This is a genomic window from Pustulibacterium marinum (assembly GCF_900116665.1).
Taxonomy (GTDB): domain Bacteria; phylum Bacteroidota; class Bacteroidia; order Flavobacteriales; family Flavobacteriaceae; genus Pustulibacterium; species Pustulibacterium marinum.
This window is the reverse complement of record NZ_FPBK01000009.1, coordinates 20,121-37,376: the sequence shown is the minus strand read 5'-3', so window position 1 is coordinate 37,376 and position 17,256 is coordinate 20,121. Positions and strand designations below refer to the sequence as shown.

Annotated in this window: 12 protein-coding genes; 4 read left to right on the top strand and 8 right to left on the bottom strand. The window is 34.7% G+C overall.

Annotated elements, in window-relative coordinates; translation table 11 throughout:
- The first annotated feature begins 28 nt into the window (after nt 1–28).
- From BM383_RS12060 to BM383_RS12045, 4 genes are all read left to right on the top strand, one after another.
- Nucleotides 29–253, top strand: coding sequence for a helix-turn-helix domain-containing protein (locus BM383_RS12060; RefSeq protein ID WP_093025399.1), 225 nt, complete (start codon nt 29–31; stop codon nt 251–253).
- A gap of 126 nt (nt 254–379) precedes the next feature.
- Nucleotides 380–2,704 carry an nSTAND3 domain-containing NTPase gene (locus tag BM383_RS12055; protein ID WP_093025398.1) on the top strand — a complete coding sequence of 775 codons (2,325 nt, stop codon included), beginning with the start codon at nt 380–382 and terminating at the stop codon, nt 2,702–2,704.
- 630 nt (nt 2,705–3,334) lie between these two features.
- Nucleotides 3,335–3,784, top strand: a complete 450-nt coding sequence (locus tag BM383_RS12050) for a JAB domain-containing protein (protein WP_093025397.1) — start codon at nt 3,335–3,337, stop codon at nt 3,782–3,784.
- Between the two features lie 632 nt (nt 3,785–4,416).
- Nucleotides 4,417–5,982 carry a M1 family metallopeptidase gene (locus tag BM383_RS12045; RefSeq protein ID WP_093025396.1) on the top strand — a complete coding sequence of 522 codons (1,566 nt, stop codon included), beginning with the start codon at nt 4,417–4,419 and terminating at the stop codon, nt 5,980–5,982.
- A 70-nt stretch (nt 5,983–6,052) separates the two neighbouring features.
- Here the strand turns inward: BM383_RS12045 and BM383_RS12040 are convergent, their stop codons facing one another.
- From BM383_RS12040 to BM383_RS12005, 8 genes are all read right to left on the bottom strand, one after another.
- On the bottom strand, nt 6,053–6,991 hold the full coding sequence (locus BM383_RS12040) for a glycoside hydrolase family 43 protein (protein ID WP_093025395.1): 939 nt from the start codon (nt 6,989–6,991) through the stop codon (nt 6,053–6,055).
- 3 nt (nt 6,992–6,994) lie between these two features.
- Nucleotides 6,995–8,164, bottom strand: a complete 1,170-nt coding sequence (locus BM383_RS12035; protein WP_093025394.1) for an aldose epimerase family protein — start codon at nt 8,162–8,164, stop codon at nt 6,995–6,997.
- Nucleotides 8,164–9,213: a glycoside hydrolase 5 family protein gene (locus BM383_RS12030; protein ID WP_093025393.1), complete on the bottom strand. Its 1,050-nt coding sequence runs from the start codon at nt 9,211–9,213 to the stop codon at nt 8,164–8,166. Before BM383_RS12030 ends, BM383_RS12035 begins: the two co-directional genes overlap by 1 nt.
- 20 nt (nt 9,214–9,233) lie before the next feature.
- Entirely contained in the window at nt 9,234–10,259 is a 1,026-nt protein-coding gene (locus tag BM383_RS12025) for a glycoside hydrolase family 43 protein (protein WP_093025392.1), read from the bottom strand.
- The gene (locus tag BM383_RS12020) at nt 10,249–11,289 is read right to left on the bottom strand and encodes a glycoside hydrolase family 43 protein (protein WP_245766579.1); all 1,041 of its coding nucleotides are present in this window, start codon (nt 11,287–11,289) and stop codon (nt 10,249–10,251) included. The genes BM383_RS12025 and BM383_RS12020 overlap by 11 nt, the downstream gene beginning before the upstream one ends.
- Before the next feature lie 6 nt (nt 11,290–11,295).
- Complete coding sequence (locus tag BM383_RS12015) at nt 11,296–12,486, bottom strand: glycoside hydrolase 5 family protein (RefSeq protein ID WP_093025506.1); 1,191 nt, start codon at nt 12,484–12,486, stop codon at nt 11,296–11,298.
- Nucleotides 12,487–12,548: 62 nt separating this feature from the next.
- Entirely contained in the window at nt 12,549–14,078 is a 1,530-nt protein-coding gene (locus tag BM383_RS12010; RefSeq protein WP_093025390.1) for a RagB/SusD family nutrient uptake outer membrane protein, read from the bottom strand.
- Between the two features lie 18 nt (nt 14,079–14,096).
- Nucleotides 14,097–17,123 (bottom strand): SusC/RagA family TonB-linked outer membrane protein, encoded by a 3,027-nt coding sequence (locus tag BM383_RS12005; RefSeq protein WP_093025389.1) that lies wholly within the window; start codon nt 17,121–17,123, stop codon nt 14,097–14,099.
- Nucleotides 17,124–17,256: the final 133 nt, after the last annotated feature.

Here is a 17,256-nt window from a genome sequence, read left to right as displayed (position 1 = left end):
CTTTATATACCTTAAATAAGATATATCAATGACGGAATTAGGTCTATATTTTGCTAAAAAGTCTATTAACAGAGCAGATGTTTCTCGTAAAACTGGTATCAGTAAAACGAGACTTAGTGAGTTAGCAAATAATGAAAATACCCAATTAAGAGTGAAAGAACTTTATTTGATAGCTTTAGCAATTGATGAAGATCCATCTGAGATATTGAATGAGGTATGTAAAGATTTGAAATTGCCTTTAGATAAAACTTAAAATTTTAATTTTTAAAATAAATAGACAATCTATAACAGTCTAAATAAAGTTTGAATTTGGGTAATAAGTAATTGTAGAGTAAGTGCTATTTACAGAGAGGCAGTAACAAAATATATTATATACTGAATGAATAATTATAGTTTTAATACTCTTAATGATAAAGATTTTGAAATTTTATCATTGGATCTTTTAAACGCTGAATATAATCTTAATTTACAGGATTTCAAAACAGGGAAAGATGGAGGTATAGACTTAAGGTTTTCATCACCAAATAATAAAAATTCAATTGTTGTTCAGGTAAAGCATTATTTGAAATCGAGTTTTTCTATTTTAAAATATAAGCTAGAAAATGAAGAGCTACCTAAAGTAAGAAAATTAAATCCTGATAGATATTTCTGTGTTACTTCCCTGCAACTTTCGGCTAAGGAAAAAGATATTATTGTGGAAATTTTCAAACCTTACATCATATCGGCAAATGATGTTTTAGGTAATGAAGACATGAATAAACTTTTAAGAAAGCATAAAAAGATAGAAAAAAGTCATTTTAAATTGTGGTTCTCAAGTACGGAAGTTCTAGGCTCAATACTAAATAGTGCAATTGAAGGGCGTACGCGAAGTTACTTAGAGCGGATAAAGTATAAGATACCTCTTTTTGTAATGACAAAGGATTTTGACATAGCTAATAAAATTCTAGAAAAAGAGAAAATTCTTCTGATTACGGGCCAGCCAGGAGTAGGTAAAACAACACTTGCAGAAATGTTAATTATTGAGAGAGCCCGGTGGGATCACAAAATCTATCTAATAAATACAATACGGGAGGCTGAAGATGTTATCTTATCTGACGAATCGAAACAATTATTTTATTTTGATGATTTTTTAGGAGAAGTTTATTATGAAATTTTAAGTGGAAGTCAGAAGGAGAGCGAAATATCTAGATTCATAGATAGAATTAAGCATTCTCCAAATAAGTATATTATTCTATCAACTAGAACTGTAATACTTGAGCAGGCCAAAGCTAAATCAGAAAAAATTAAGAGGTCACGAATAGAATCAGGAAAATATGAAATAGAAGTATTTAGGTATAGTGATTACCATAAAGCAAAAATTCTATATAACCACTTATATTTTCAAAGATTGAATGACGAATTGTTTTCAATTATTTTAAAAGATAAGTTTTACTTTGATATAATTAGACATAAAAATTATACGCCTAGAATAATTGAATTTATAACAGACTATGACAGGACAAAAAAAATGAGTGGTGTTGATTATAAAGAGTTTATAAGTTTTAATTTAGAGCACCCTGAAGAAATTTGGAATTATTCTTTTCGTAATCAAATTAGATTACAAGACAGGTGTTTTTTGATGACATTATTTACATTTCAAAGGAATGTTGAAGAGAGTTTCTTGATTAAGGCTTTTGGAGAAAGATTAGTGTATGAGAAAAATCTAAATAATATATCCGTAAATTCAGAACAATTTATAGATTCAGTTAGAAGTCTTTTAAATGGTTTTATCGTTTCCATTATTAGTGATCTAGATAAAGGTAAAAAGCGCTATTCTTTTATCAATCCTTCAATTTCCGATTATTTAGTTGTTTTTCTAAACAATAATTATGCTTTTAAAAAAGCAATTATTGCTTCTGCTGTATATGTAGAGCAACTTGAAATTTTTAATCCTGAAAAAAATCAATTTATCTTGGAAGAAGAAATTCAAGAAATTATTCTGAATAAAATCTGTAACAATAATCTTGATAGTATAGATAGATACAAGGAGTATAGACTTGATGGTATTTATTTACAAGTATTGGTTAAGTATTGTAAATCAATTAATATTGATAATTGTTTATTAGAAGTATTCAAGAGATTAAATTTAGATAGGATTTGGTGGTTTGAAAAAGAACTAAGATATGTTTTTGAAAGCCTTAATAATTGTCCTACGACCGAATTATTTATTAAACAGAATTTTTTAATGATTATTGGGAAATATATAAAAAATATTGACGATAAGAATTTGGCAATGGAACTTCCTAAAATTTTTGAAAAATTTGGATTTAATTATGAAAATTTCATTTTGAAAGAGTCTTTTCAAAATTTAGTTTTAGAAATGATATCTAAAATAGTTTTAGAAACAGAAAAGGATTTAATGGATTCATATAAAGATCAAGTTATAAACATGGACGATTATGAATCATTAATATATGATGATGTTAACGATATTACACATAATTTAATGAACAAATTATGTTCTGATATAGCTATGGATATTCCGAGACACTATAGTGAAGATGAGTTGCTTAATCAACTAAAGGAGAATGAATCAAATAATCAAGAGTTTTTAGGGAGAGAAAAAAAGCGAAAGGAATATTATAAGGAAGTCCATGATAAAGTTCTTGTAGAAAATAAGAAAATAGAAAATTTATTTTCTACAATAAAAATGACTGATTTATAATGGGAGAATGTCCAGTTTTTTAATTAAAAAACTGGACATTTTATTAACCTCTATAATTGATAAATGATTTGTTTAATAGGATTTATATAGTTTCTATTGTTTAGACGAAAACTTTTACCTATAAATATAGTAATGACCGGTGAAGCATGATTTTTTATGAAAAAGTAAACTATCATTTACAGTAAATAATTTATGTGTTTATAGGAACTACAAGGGCATTTACTGTAAAAACCTTACTCCCTAAAACTACTTCCATTCAATTAGACTTTCCGTTGTTTTTGACTTCTGGAAGTACACTCGCATACCCCTTACTTTTTTGAATTGCAAAGCACCAACCTTTCAGATTTGAACGGATTGCATAAACCATTCCTACCTCTCTTTTTATAAATCCTTATCAATCCGTAAAGGTTGAAAATGTGCGGCAAACAAAAAGGCAAGACGCATACGGCGCTAGAAGAAGTAAATCAAAAACAACAAGTGCTATGAATTCATTACAGCAGTTTCTTAACGGGAGAAAGGTGAAAAACAAAAAGACACCGCTCCGGATAAAAAAAGTAAAGCTGATTTCAAAGTGAGTTTTGTTGTGGTTGGATTTACAAACGGAATGTTGAATTTTTAATCTTAAGAGGTATGATAACGAGAGTGAATGTGGTAACCCTATGTTACAAGGAAAAAAGAAGCGTATTGCAATCAAAAGGGATTACATGTGCTAAGGATGGAGCGAGCATTGCTTTTGAGCATTGGAACAAAAACACCATAGGCTTTCAGGAGCATTTTAAAGTACTTTTATTAAATAACAGTAACAAGGTAAAAGGAATTTACGAAGTGTCTTCTGGTGGGATTACGGGAACGTTGGTGGATATTCGAATTGTATTTGCATTAATACTGAAATCGTTATCTACAGCGATTATTTTGGTTCATAACCATCCTTCAGGAAAATTAACGCCGAGTCTAGCAGATAAGCAATTGACTCAAAAAATAAGGTCAGCTGCTGAATTTTTTGATATCAAAGTATTGGATCATTTGATACTATCACCCGATGGTGACTTTTGCAGTTTTGCGGAGAATGCACTATTATAGAGGTAGTATGTATCAATAACTTTTGTCCAGTTTTTTAGCTAAAAAACTGGACATTTTATTAATCCCTATAATTGATAAAATGATAAATTTAATAGGAATTATATGGTTTTGTGTATGTTTCTATTATTTAGAGAAGAACTTTCACCTATCAATATTCTAATGATTAGGTGAAGAAGGATATTTTATATTGTTCGAACAATACATAGAACTATTTAGTGAATTGTAAACTACAATAATTACGAAAATAAGTGCGCCCGATTTGAATCATTCGGGTGCACCAAGGATAAGATTTTCTTAAAATGTTAAAGGAATTAACAAAAAAGTTGCACTACCACCCCAAATTTTAAGGAGTGTAAAGTTAAAAAATAGTTAAAGTTCTCCATTCGGGTGCACTCCAAATCGGAAGGCTTCAAACCCTCATTTGGTGCTTGATAAGACAAATTTACCTAACTACCACCTCGAGTACAGCAAGCCTTGAAAATCAATTGATTTTCAAGGCTTTTTCTTTTTTATAGTTTAAAATTTTCAGAAATGAAGATCTCAAAATATCAATAAGATAGCAACTTTCAGTAACATAATAGTTTTCTAAGGTTTCCAAAAGCATTAATTTTAAAGTTTTAAATTTCAATTGCATGAAACGTAATCAGTTCCTTTATTTCTTAAGTCTCTTATGTGCTCCCGTTGTTTTATGGGCTCAAAATCCAAATGTTGATATCAAGAATTATGAATTTCATCTGACCTTGAATGATGAAAACAACATTATTAAAGGTAAAGCCGTATTAGATTTTGAGTTTACAAATCCATCATCACAATTGGTTTTAGATTTGGTTGAGGCCGATGGCTCTGGTAAAGGAATGCGTGTAGATAGCGTGATTCAGAAAAAGAATCAATTGCAGTTTTCGCAAAGCGATGAAAAACTATCAATAACAACTGCTACTCCAGGATCGGTGGTTATTTATTACCATGGAATTCCAAAAGACGGACTCATCATTAGTGAAAATAAATATGGAGACCGTACTTTTTTTGGTGATAATTGGCCAAATCGTGCGCACCAATGGTTGCCCATTATAGATCATCCGTCTGACAAGGCTACCGTTTCGTTTCATGTTACCGCTCCTTCAAAATATCAAGTGGTAGCCACAGGTATGCTTACGGAACATACAAATTTGGATAACAAAACTTCGTTGTACGTTTATAGCACGCCAATAGAGTTGCCTACAAAAGTCATGGTGATTGGGGTTGCAGAATTTGCTGTAAATCATTTAGGAAACATTGCAAACGTGCCGCTTTCTTCATGGGTATATCCTGAAAATAAGAAAGCAGGTTTTTATGACTATGCGCAGGCGGAAGATATTTTAGCATATTTCTCTACGCATATTGCACCATTCCCTTTTACCAAATTGGCCAACGTACAGTCAACTACACGTTATGGAGGAATGGAAAATGCCGGGAATATTTTCTATTATGAAAATTCTGTAACGGGAACACGTTCTTCAGAATTTTTGCTGGCTCATGAAATTGCTCACCAATGGTTTGGCGATTCTGCATCAGAAACCGATTGGTCTCACCTTTGGTTAAGCGAAGGGTTTGCTACTTATTTTACCGATTTATATGCTGAACATGCTTATGGAAAAAGCAAATTGGACGAAAAACTTCAGGAAGAAAGAGCACAAGTAATAAAGTTTAGTGAGACTACAAAAACGGCTATTATAGACAGTTCTAGAACAGATTTGATGGAATTATTGAATCCGAATTCATATCAAAAAGGAGCTTGGGTTTTGCACATGTTGAGAAGAAAATTGGGAGATGAAATATTCTGGAAAGGTATTCAGCAGTATTATAAAAAATACAAATACGCCAATGCCTCATCAGTAGATTTACAAAAGGTTTTTGAAGCGGTTTCTGGTGAAGATTTACAATTATTCTTCACGCAGTGGTTAACGCAGTATGGCCAACCAAAAATTAAAATGGAGTATGATTACAAAAACGGAAAGCTGAAATTGGAAATTAAACAAATGCAGAAGGAAGAATTTCAGTTTCCGCTAGAAATTCGTTTTAATTATGCCGATGGTACTTTAGAAATACAAAAATTGGATATCAATGAAATGAAGAATAAGTTCAAATTGAAAATTGAAAAAGAACCTATTTCTTTAGATTTAGATCCAAACACGAATTTACTGTTTGAAGAATTTAAATAAATTCAAAAAAAGCCACCCTAATTAGGATGGCTTTCACGAATTAATAAATAAAACACAAAAAAGTCTACATTTATAAAGCTAACCAAATTATAGACTTAGCGTTCAATATTTTTATAGTATTGTTTTTTTGTTTTAATCTGATAATGGCTGTTTTTCTTGGGCCAACTTTCTCTTCAGAAAAGTGGGTATGAAACACATAATACATGTTGTTGTTTTTGCCATAAAAAACATCACCATGTCCTGTACCAGGGTAGTTTAAAAGCGTTTGAGAAATAAACGGACTATTTTCATTTTTTTTCCATGGTCCATAAGGGGATGTAGCAGTAGCATAACCAACAGCATAATCTTTATTTCTAAAATCGTTTGCAGAATAGAGTAGGTAATACATACCGTCTTTTTTGTAAACCGTAGGGCCTTCGGTAACTGTCCAAGTTACGCTTTCGGTATCTTCCCAGCCTGCTTCAGCATGAATACATTCGGTTAATGTTTCTGTTTTAATTGCTGAAAAATCATCGGTCATTTCAGCTACAAAAATTCTATTTCCGTTGTCTAAACGCACATGATACAGGTAGGTTTTACCATTGTCAAAAAAGATAAAAGGATCTATTTGTCTAACATCCGAAGGTAAAGCGTTACCGTTGTTGGTAAATGGCCCTAACGGACTATCGCTACTCGCAATGGCAATATGTTCATCGGCAGTATATGCCATATAAAATGTGCCGTTTTTTTCAAAAACTTGTGGAGCCCAAAACCCCCATGTTCCATAGCCATCACCTTTTTTAAATGCAAAACCATCTGTAGCTCCTTTTGGTCCTTCCCAGTGTTTTAAATCTGTTGAGGTGTATACCAAAAAGCCTTCGGCTTTTATGTTACCGTTTTCTTTGGTTCCGTAGGCATAATACGTACCATCATGTTCAAAAATGGTAGGGTCTGCCAGAAACAAATTAGTATGTTGTGCAAAACCAGTTAGGGTAAACGATAGTAAAATGATATAAATGAAATGTTTCATACGTTATTTTGCTATACTAAATTGATAGGTTGAGGTTGTTAAATACGTTTTGCCTGGTTGTAGAATAATAGACTCAAAATCAGGTTGGTTTACTGCATCAGGAAAATGTTGTGTTTCCATAGCAAAAGCAGTTCTAAACTCATCTTTTGCACCAGATTTAAAGGTGTTTTTACCTTGCATAAAGTTACCGCTGTAAAACTGTAAGCCAGGTTCTTCGGTATATACTTTCATTTCAATACCAGATTTGTCTCCTACTACAGTTGCAGCATGAGTCATATCTTTTGATGTTGTATTTAAGGCAAAGTTATGGTCATATCCAACACCATTTTTCAACTGTTCGTTTTCGGTTTTAATACGTTCTCCAATAGTATGAAAGGTAGTAAAATCAAAAGGTGTATTAGCTACTTCTTTTAATGTACCAAAAGGTATTAAGCCTTCGTCTACTGGTGTAAACGCATCGGCATTAATCATTACGTTATGGTTTAAAATAGTACCACTACCTTCACCATTCAAATTAAAAAATGCATGGTTGGTAAGGTTTACAGGGGTAGCTTTATCTGTTACAGCTTTGTATTGCATTTGCAATGTGTTGTTTGCTGTAATGCTATAGGTTACTTCTACATCTAAGTTACCTGGAAAGCCTTCTTCGCCATCTGGCGAATGGTAGGTAAATACCAATGTTTTTTTATTGGGTTGTGCTACATCCCAAACAATATCTTGAAAACCTTTTGTACCACCATGTAAGCTATTTGCTCCGTTGTTAAGTGGTATGTGATAGGTTTCACCCTCTAAAGAAAAAGTACCTTTGGCAATTCTATTACCTACACGCCCAATGGTACCACCAAAGTAAGGTTCGGTTGAGTTTTGAAAACCTTCAACACTGTTTACACCAACCACAACATCTGTCATGTTGCCATCTTTATCGGGAACCCAAAGACCAACAATGCGCGCACCATAATTGGTAAACGCTACCATAATGTTGTTGTCTTCAATAAAATATAAGCTGGTGTTTTTATCGTTTATAGTAGCTTCAAAATCTTCTTTTTTAAGATGTGTATCTACCATAGGTTTACTTTCTTCTTGTACCGTTTCTACCGGTTTTTTTGCATCGTTACAGGCAAAGAAAGTAAGCGATAGCAAAGCAGCTACCGCTATATGTTTGAGTCCTTTCATTACTTTTCTGTGTTTAATTTTTTAATTAAATCGGTTTCATCTTTACGGTAAGGTGTACCGTCTTTTCTAAACACATCGTGAAACCATACATTTGGTTCTTCACCAGAATCTATTGGCGTATCCCAAGCAAAAATAGTGTTGGTTTTACCATTTACTAAGCCCCAGTTTATTGCCCCAATATGTTCTTTTTTCAACATAGGTAAGGTGTTGGCAAAGTTATTATTTCGCGTTCTTGCCATATACTCTGTACAAATCATCGGCAAGTTGTGCGTTTTTAAAAGGTTGATGATTCTTTGGTGAGCCTCTGGAGTATCATAACAGTGGTATGTTAAAATATCTGAGTTTTGTGCTTGAAATGTATTTAGTTCTTGGTAATCCCACTTCCATAACCCAGCAGAAATTGGTTGCTGTGGGTTTGCTTCGCGAGCCCATTTAAATACATTTTTAAGTAATGGTAATGTTTCGTTGCCTTTACCATTGTTACCAGGTTCGTTGTATAAATCCCACAACAAAATACGTTCGTCTTTACCAAAAGTGGTTAATACATCTTTTACATATGCCTCTAGTTCTTTATCGTTTGCTCTATCTTTTGATGCAGGATATCCAGGATCTTGAGCCCAACCGCTGTTGTGAATACCTGTTTTTGGTTCTGGCTGTACACCCATTTTTGGGTCTTTGTTCCAACAGTCATCAAAAATTACAAAAATGGTTTGTATATGGTGTTTGTTGGCAATTTTTAAATATTCGTCTACACGTTTTTTAAAGCCTTTTTTATCTGCTTTGTACGCCAAACTGTGCAAGTATACACGCATGGTGTTAAAACCAATACCTTCGGCATAGCCCAATTCGCGGTCTATAGTTTCGGTATCAAAAGTAGCTTCTTGCCACATTTCTAATTGATTAATGGCATTGCTAGGTATAAAGTTTGCACCTGTTATCCATTGGTGTTCTGCATACCATTGGTCTGCTTTTTCTTTACTCCATTTTTGCCCTTGAGCTATAGCGGTAATGCTAGCAATACACGCAATAAGTGTTAGTATTTTTTTCATGTTGTATGTTGTATTTGGTTTTATTCTGAAGGAATTTCTAATATAGTTTTGTTAGATACCGGAATGCCAAGGTTTGGAGTACCATCTTCATTCCATTCTATTTTTTGCATGCGTGGCGAACGTTTTGTTCCACAGCCTTCGCCTGGGTTATCGTTGGCGTGAAAAAGAATCCAATCTTCTGTTCCGTCTGGAGATGTAAAGAACGAATTATGCCCTGGAGCGTACACCCCATTTTCTTCATTTTTGGTGAAGATAGGCTGACTGTGTTTTACCCAGTTTTGAGGGCCTAAAGGATTATCGCCTTTAAGTTCTAGTAACCCTAGGTTGTAAAAATCTGTCCAGCATCCGTTTGCCGAAAACACAATAAATAGCTTGTTGTTGTGTGCTAAAAACTGTGGGCCTTCGTTAACGCTAACATGCGGCGGATTAATAGCATCATCTAAATCTCCTTGTTTTTCCCAATTGTAGGTAGGTTCAGAAATTAAAATTCTATTACCTTCTAAGGTCCAAGGGTTTTTCATTTTAGCAATGTAAATGTTTTGTTGGCCGTTGGTTTTACCTTCCCAACCAGACCAAATCATGTACAATTGGTTGTTGTAGTTATACACATTGGCATCTATAGCCCAACGGTCTGGGTGTGTGTCTATTTTACCTTTAAACTCCCAAGTACCTTTAAATGGGTCTGAAGATGTGTTTTCTAACACAAACATTCTATGGTTGTTGTTGTCGCCATCATCGGCAGCAAAATATACATACCATTTATTGTTGATAATATGAAACTCAGGAGCCCATATTTCTTTAGAATACATGGTGCCAGTAGGAGGTGTCCATATCAATTTACTTTCGGCATTTTTAAGGTCTGCAAGGTTTTTTGTTTTCCAAAGCATTAATTTATCGCCCAAAGTATGCGTGTAATAATAATACCCATCGTGGTATGTGCTAAAGGGATCTGCACCGCTTGGTAATAATGGGTTTTGAAAAGTTTTATGCTGTGCGAATAGACTACCAAACGCAAGCAGCATCAATAGCAATAGTTTATTTTTCATTTGTTGTTGTAATTCCAAATTCTTGTATCAAGTTATCGTATTCTTTAGTAGAAATGGTAATCATACAACCATGTCTCACGTGTTCTGGCAAATTGTACTTATCCCAATCGCTGTAAAACGTATATCCTGAAGCCTGAAACCATGGACCATTTAAATTATCGGCAACAGATAATCCGTAGGAAACACCAGGATATTGCTCGTAATACAAATACCAAATTTTATCATTTGGAGATGGTATAAGGGTAGGAGCTTCTCTAAAATTTGGGCTAATAGGCTCCTCGGGCAGCGAATACGGCCCAAGAAGCGATTTAGCTCTGGCTATACGTACGGTTTTACCGGTAGGCCAATATAATGTTGGGTATGTTTCATCTTTTAAAATAGCATAATAACTATTGTCTATTTTGCGAATAAATACATCGATGGTACCAAAATCCCAATCGAATAGCATTTTAGGGTTGCCTTCAAAAGTTTTTAAATCTTTAGAAAGTACATACAAGGTACGTTGGCTTGCCCAATAGCGCTCGCCATCACCTGGGATACCTTCTTTGTGTGGTGTATGCCACGTCATGATAAATTTACCAGAAGGCTCATCAAAATATAATTTTGGGGCACCAATACGCTGTAGTGGGTTTGGGTAACCTTCTACTTGTTTTAAATTAGGCGTGTAGGTGCTATGTTTTTTCCACGTAATCAAATCTGTTGTTTTCCAAATAGTAATGTCTGGATCTGCATCACTAGTGTTGCCAGCCATGTAATAGGCGTTATCTGGCCCTTTTACAATATCTGGATGCCCTTGATAGGCATCAAAAACACGTTTACCATTGTTTAATGTTTGCCAGTGTAAACCGTCTGTACTTACAGAATAGTAAAGCCTACCATAATCTTGATGCGTCATGTGGGCAAAAAGATAAGCTTGATTGGTAGCTTGTTCTCCTGCAACAACCTGACCGGGTAGATCAGGTTGCTGAGAGAAACAATACACAGTAAACAATACTAAAAACATGAAATTTAACACTACCTTATTCAGCATAATTTTTTATTTTGAATTTACTTCGGATGTGATTTTTTTGATGAATTCTGTTTCTTCGGTTTTATATGGAGTTCCGTCGGTGTGGAAAACTTCATGGAACCATTCTTCTGGTTCTGCAGTGTAAGTTTTTGTCCAACTGTCCCATGGGTATTTAGTTTGCGATTTACCATCAACCAATCCCCAATTAAACATAGCAACGTTGTATTTTTTTGCTATTGGAAGGAAACCTTGAAAAGTACTTCCGTTAGGTCTAGCCATATATTCTGTACATAATAATGGTTTGCCATAACGTTGCAATTGCTTAATTTTTGTTTCGAAGATTTCTGGTGTTTCGTAATTGTGGAAAGAAATAACATCAGACTGTGTTACTTGTAGTTTATGCATTTTTTCCATAGTATCGTGGTTTGCCCAATCTCCTATCCAAATACCAGAAGTTAATGGCTGACTTGGGTTTTCTGAACGAGCCCATTCAAACACTTGACCTAATAAATTGTATACAAGTTCTTTCTTGTTTGCAATTTCTACAGCTTCATACGAAGGGCCTGTCATGTTATCAGGTTCATTCCAAACGTCCCAACCTAAAATTCTTTCATCGTTATTAAAATGGCCAACAGTAGCCTTTACATATTTTTCTAATCGGCTGTATTGAGTTGAATCTTGTAGTACTTTTTGACCAGGACTTTGTACCCAACCAGAATTGTGTACATGTGGTTTTGGAGCTCTTTGTGTACCTAATGCAGGGAAAGGATCCCAACAAGAATCAAACAATACAAATAGGGTTTTTATATGATGCTTATCTGCAATAGCAAGATACTCATCCATTCTTTTAAAGAAACCTTCAGGATCTTGCTTGTATAATAAATCGTGCAGGTAAACGCGCATGGCATTCATTCCAATCTCTTCTGCCCAACCAAGTTCTTTATCTATAGTGGCCGTGTCAAAAGAGTCAGCCTGCCACATTTCTAACTGATTGATGGCTGTGCTTGGGTTAAAATTGGCACCAACATACCAAGGTTGTGCTGCATACCAATCGTTAGCTTGTTTTTTAGTCCAAATTTCTCTTTTGGTAGTTTCTTCTTTTGGAGTATTGGCTACTTCTTTACTTTTTTCTTTTTGATTTGAATCACAAGAAAATAAAGAGAACGCAATAAAACCAATAGCTAGTAGCTTTTTAAGTTGTATTTTTTGACGTATCATTTTGTGTATTATTAAAATTCCTGAGGCAACTTTTGTTACCTCAGGAAAAATCATTCATTTAATTAATAACCAGGATTTTGTTCAAAATTTGGGTTGTTTTCTACCTCTGCTTGAGGAATTGGGAGAATGTTTGTTTTACCAACCACGAAGTTTTCAAAATCAGAATCTCTTGTGATAATTTCATCAATAGCACTTTGAGAATCAAATGCTCCCCATCTTTTTAGATCTAAATAGCGAACACTTTCACCACAAAGTTCCAAGACTCTTTCTTTTTTCAATCTTTCTAAAAACATGTCATGATCATTTCCTATAGCAGGATATGCAGTGGCTAACGGAGCCATATTTGCACGTGCTCTTACCATATCTACATATGCATATGCATCTGCAGTCATGTCTAGTTCGTTCAATGCTTCAGCATACATTAAAAGAATATCTGCATAACGAATTAAACGATAATTTACTTCGTTGTAATAATCTTCATTGTTACGGTAGTAGTCTCTAGATCCTTTTTTGAACCAAGCTTCATCAGCATTCCATTCCCAAGATCTACCGTAGGTTTGTAGTCCAAAATCAGCTTCTAGATCTGGATAGAATAATGAGTATTGAAGTCTTTCATCGATACCGCCGTTTTGGTTTGCTTCTTCTTTGAAAAGATCTACTATCCACCATCTTGCTTGACCATCTGACCAGCCAATACCTCTCGGTGCAAAGAATTGTGCTCTGGTAGAAGAAACTGATGCTGCAGCACCTTCTCCTGTACCACCTAAACGCTGATCTCCATATTGAATTTCGAAAACAGATTCTTCATTGTTTTCATTTAAGTGGGTGAAGTTATCTTGGAAATTATCTACCAAGCTATACATGGCTCCACTTCCTGTAATTAAATATTCCAATGCAGCTTTTGCCTGTGTATAGTCATGATCTTGCATGTATAATTTTGCAAGCATTGCTTTTGCAGCTCCTTTAGTTGGGCGACCAACATCGCTGGCATCCCAAGTTGCAGGAAGATCATTGAATGCATCATTCAAGTCCATTTCTATCTGAGCATATACTTCTTCCTTATTGCTTTGTAATGGAAGGTCTTGTGGGGTAGAAGGCTCTAAAATTAATGGAATGTTTTCCCAAAGTTCAACTAAATAAAAATAGTGGAATGCTCTAAGAAATTTTGCTTCTGCAATGATAGAGTTCTTTCTTGATTCGTCTTCAAAAGTAATATCAGGAACGTTTGCCAATACTTGGTTAGCTCTAAAAATTGCTTTGTAAGAGTCTCTCCAAGTAACACTGTTACCCTCCCAGAAGTTGTAGTTTACATATTTGAAACGTGTCCAGTCTGCCAATTCTACCCATGGACTTTTACTAAAGCCTTCATCCGATGCCAAATCAAGTCTAAAATAAATCCATCTTGCCCAAAGCCCGTCTTTATAAAACATGGCGTAGATAGAGTTGACGCCTTTCTCTGCATCATCTGGAGTTGCCCAATACTGGTCTGTAGTAAGGGCATTTGGGTTGTTAATTTCTAGTTCTTCTTTGTTACATGCGTTGAATGTAACAAGCGAACATATGACTGCGCTAATTGCTATAAATTTTTTCATCTTTTCTTGTGTGTTTTATTAGAAACTGAATTCTACGCCTAAAGAATAGGTATGAAGGTTAGGGAACGATCCAAAGTCTACACCTCTTTGAAAGATGTTTCCGTTACTGAATTCCGGATCTAACCCGGTATACTTTGTAATGGTTAAAATGTTTTGAGCTGAAAGGCTAACTCTAGCTCTGTTAAATCCAATTTTTTCAATAAGATCTGATTTGAAATTGTATCCTAATCCTACATATTTTAATCTCACGAATGAGCCATCTTCTAACCAACGGTCACTATCTCCACGGCTGTTCAAAGTGTTTCCGTTAACAGCTCTAGGAATATCGGTATTTGGGTTTTCTGGAGTCCAAGGTTGAATACCTGCCGGATAGTTATGCTCTCCGTCTACATTTTCTACAATACTTCTATACCCGTTGTATACTGTGGCACCAAAGGAACCGATCCAGTTCATTGAAAAATCAACATTTTTATAGGTAAAGCCTCCATTGAAGCCCATTTGGAAATCTGGCCAAGGACTACCCACTACTGTTTTATCTTCATTTGTAATTTGACCATCGTCATTCAAATCTTTGTATTTCACATCTCCTGGTTGAGAAGTTGGTTGAATAACTACGCCTTCAGAGTTTGTATAGCTTTCTACATCGTCTTGGCTTTGGAATAGCCCATCGGTTTGTAAAACATACCACATACCTACAGGTTGTCCTGCTTCCGTAAGTGTATTTCCTTGGATGCTTTCATTTAATCCGTTACCAAGAGAAACTAGTTCGTTACGAAGTGTTGTAAGGTTAAGTGAAGCATTAAAACTAAAGTCATCATTTACTTGTTGATTATAGTTTACGTTGAATTCAAAACCTCTGTTTTCTACAGTTGCAGCGTTTGCAATTGGGTTACCGCCATCATTACCTGTAGATAATAGAATTGGGAAACCAAATAATACATTCTCTGTACGAGCGATGAAATAATCTGCAGTTGCGGTAAGTTTGTTGTCAAACAGACTCACATCTACACCAAAGTTGGTTTGTTTTAAAATTTCCCATTTCAATTCTGAGTTGGAAAGTTTTACCTGTGTAGCAGATGGGTTTAATGATTGCTCGTTACCCATTACAACAGCTCCAAAAGTGTTTATGAATCCTAAATATTCATATTCTCCAATGTTTCCACTACCAAGTTCACCATAACTTACACGAAGTTTTAAGTCGCTTATTTCTTCAACATTGAAAAAAGATTCATTACTCAAACGCCATGCAGCAGAAACAGATGGGAAGCTAGACCATTTGTTGGCATCGCTAAATTTTGAAGAACCATCTCTACGCACTACCGCGTTTAAAAGGTATTTGTTATCATAGTTGTATTCTAAACGACCTAAATAAGAGATTAAGATAGATTCTGTTCTAAATCCACCAACTTGTGGATTGTCACCAAGATCTAATACATCAAAATATTGTCCGTTGGCATTATTAACCAATAGGTTTCTTTTAGTACCGTTAATTTGTTCGTACATATCTGATTGATACGTTGTACCGGCTACAAGATTTACATTGTGTTTTCCGAAGTCTTTAGAAAAGCTTAATGTGTTTTCTAATAATTTACGTTGGAACTGAGCACGATTTTCATTCATGAAAGATGGCTCGTAAGGTTGATTTAGGGTCCAGTTTCCTGTTTTTCTAATGTGACGGAAATGATCGAAACTAGTTTCATACCCAAAATTTAAACGATACTTTAAGAACTCAAATGGTTGTAATTCTGAAAAAATATTACCTCTAATTCTAAAGTTTTCTAAAGATCGGTCTATCAAATTTGCAATAGCAACCGGGTTTGCTGCAAAAGTATTTGCAACGCCTTGCTCACCATAACCATATCCTCCAGGATTGTCTTCGTCTCTTACAGGAATAGTTGGGAACATTCTAACTACATCAATAAAAGGGTTCCCTCTAAATGCTTCCGGACCTCCGGTTTCATTGGTTTTAGAATTAGATAAAGCTAAATTTTCTCCAATTTTGAAAATACCTTTTGTACCGCTTGAATTAACACGGAACGAAAGTCTATCAAAATCTGTGTCTATTACTGTTCCTTTGTTTCCAAAGTAGTTTGCAGACATAAAGAAATTGGTATTTTCTCCACCACCGGAAAAACTTAAGTTTTGATCCTGAATTAATCCAGTTCTAAAAACTTCATCTTGCCAATCTGTATTTACAGAAAGATCTAAGTTCTGTCTTGGAATTCCAGCGTTGTCATGAGCCATGTGCGTTAGGCGCACAAATTCCTCTTGACCTGCAAGATCATAACGAGGAACTTCGGTAATACTCATTTTTGAACTTACTTCAATTTTCAATGGTCCTTTTTTACCTTTTTTGGTAGTAATGATGATTACACCATTAGCAGCACGCGAACCATAAATTGCAGCGGCAGCAGCATCTTTTAAAATTTGAATAGACTCAATGTCATTTGGGTTAAAATCGCGGTTTGCTGTCGTAATGTTTCCGTCAATAACATATAACGGATTCGCATTTTGAAGGTTTTTTAAACCACGAATTTCAATTTGAGCTTCTTGTCCAGGAGAACCACCTCCACGAACATTTACACCCGCAGCTAAACCTTGTAAGCTTTCTGCAACAGTGGTACTTTGTCTTTTTTGGATTTGGTCAGATTCTACTACAGCAATAGAACTGGTTAAATCCTTTTTCTTTTGAGTACCATAACCAACAACGATTACTTCATCTAGTGTAGCAACGTCATCTTGCATGGTAACATCAATAGTAGTTTGGTTGTTAACAGGGATTTCCTGTGTTTTAAAACCGATGTAACTAAAAACCAAAACAGCATCTGATGCTGCTTCAATAGTATAGTTACCATCAAAATCTGCCGATGTTCCGTTACTCGTGCCTTTGACGATAACGTTTGCGAAAGCTACCGGCTGTCCATCTGTAGAGGTGATGGTACCTGATACCTGACTCGTACTCTGTGAAAATGCGTTTTGCGCAAAAAACACTGCCAGTAGGAGTAGGCATTTTGTGTTAAGCATACATTTAAAAATAGTTTTCATAGAATTTCATTTTGAAATTTTTGACCTTTAAGGTTGTTTGAAACGATTTGCAGAAATAATTGTGTGTTTTTTACACTTATTCATTAATGTTGCTTCTTTTGAACTATTTTGTAAATTGCTGATTATGCAATTT

Bases quoted from the DNA above. Each gene is read 5' to 3' on its own strand.
- BM383_RS12045 (WP_093025396.1), top strand. From the start codon at position 4,417: ATGAAACGTAATCAGTTCCTTTATTTCTTAAGTCTCTTATGTGCTCCC.
- BM383_RS12035 (WP_093025394.1), bottom strand. From the start codon at position 8,164: ATGAAAGGACTCAAACATATAGCGGTAGCTGCTTTGCTATCGCTTACT.
- BM383_RS12060 (WP_093025399.1), top strand. From the start codon at position 29: ATGACGGAATTAGGTCTATATTTTGCTAAAAAGTCTATTAACAGAGCA.
- BM383_RS12020 (WP_245766579.1), bottom strand. From the start codon at position 11,289: ATGCTGAATAAGGTAGTGTTAAATTTCATGTTTTTAGTATTGTTTACT.
- BM383_RS12025 (WP_093025392.1), bottom strand. From the start codon at position 10,259: ATGAAAAATAAACTATTGCTATTGATGCTGCTTGCGTTTGGTAGTCTA.
- BM383_RS12050 (WP_093025397.1), top strand. From the start codon at position 3,335: ATGATAACGAGAGTGAATGTGGTAACCCTATGTTACAAGGAAAAAAGA.
- BM383_RS12055 (WP_093025398.1), top strand. From the start codon at position 380: ATGAATAATTATAGTTTTAATACTCTTAATGATAAAGATTTTGAAATT.
- BM383_RS12015 (WP_093025506.1), bottom strand. From the start codon at position 12,486: ATGATACGTCAAAAAATACAACTTAAAAAGCTACTAGCTATTGGTTTT.
- BM383_RS12010 (WP_093025390.1), bottom strand. From the start codon at position 14,078: ATGAAAAAATTTATAGCAATTAGCGCAGTCATATGTTCGCTTGTTACA.
- BM383_RS12005 (WP_093025389.1), bottom strand. From the start codon at position 17,123: ATGAAAACTATTTTTAAATGTATGCTTAACACAAAATGCCTACTCCTA.
- BM383_RS12040 (WP_093025395.1), bottom strand. From the start codon at position 6,991: ATGAAACATTTCATTTATATCATTTTACTATCGTTTACCCTAACTGGT.
- BM383_RS12030 (WP_093025393.1), bottom strand. From the start codon at position 9,213: ATGAAAAAAATACTAACACTTATTGCGTGTATTGCTAGCATTACCGCT.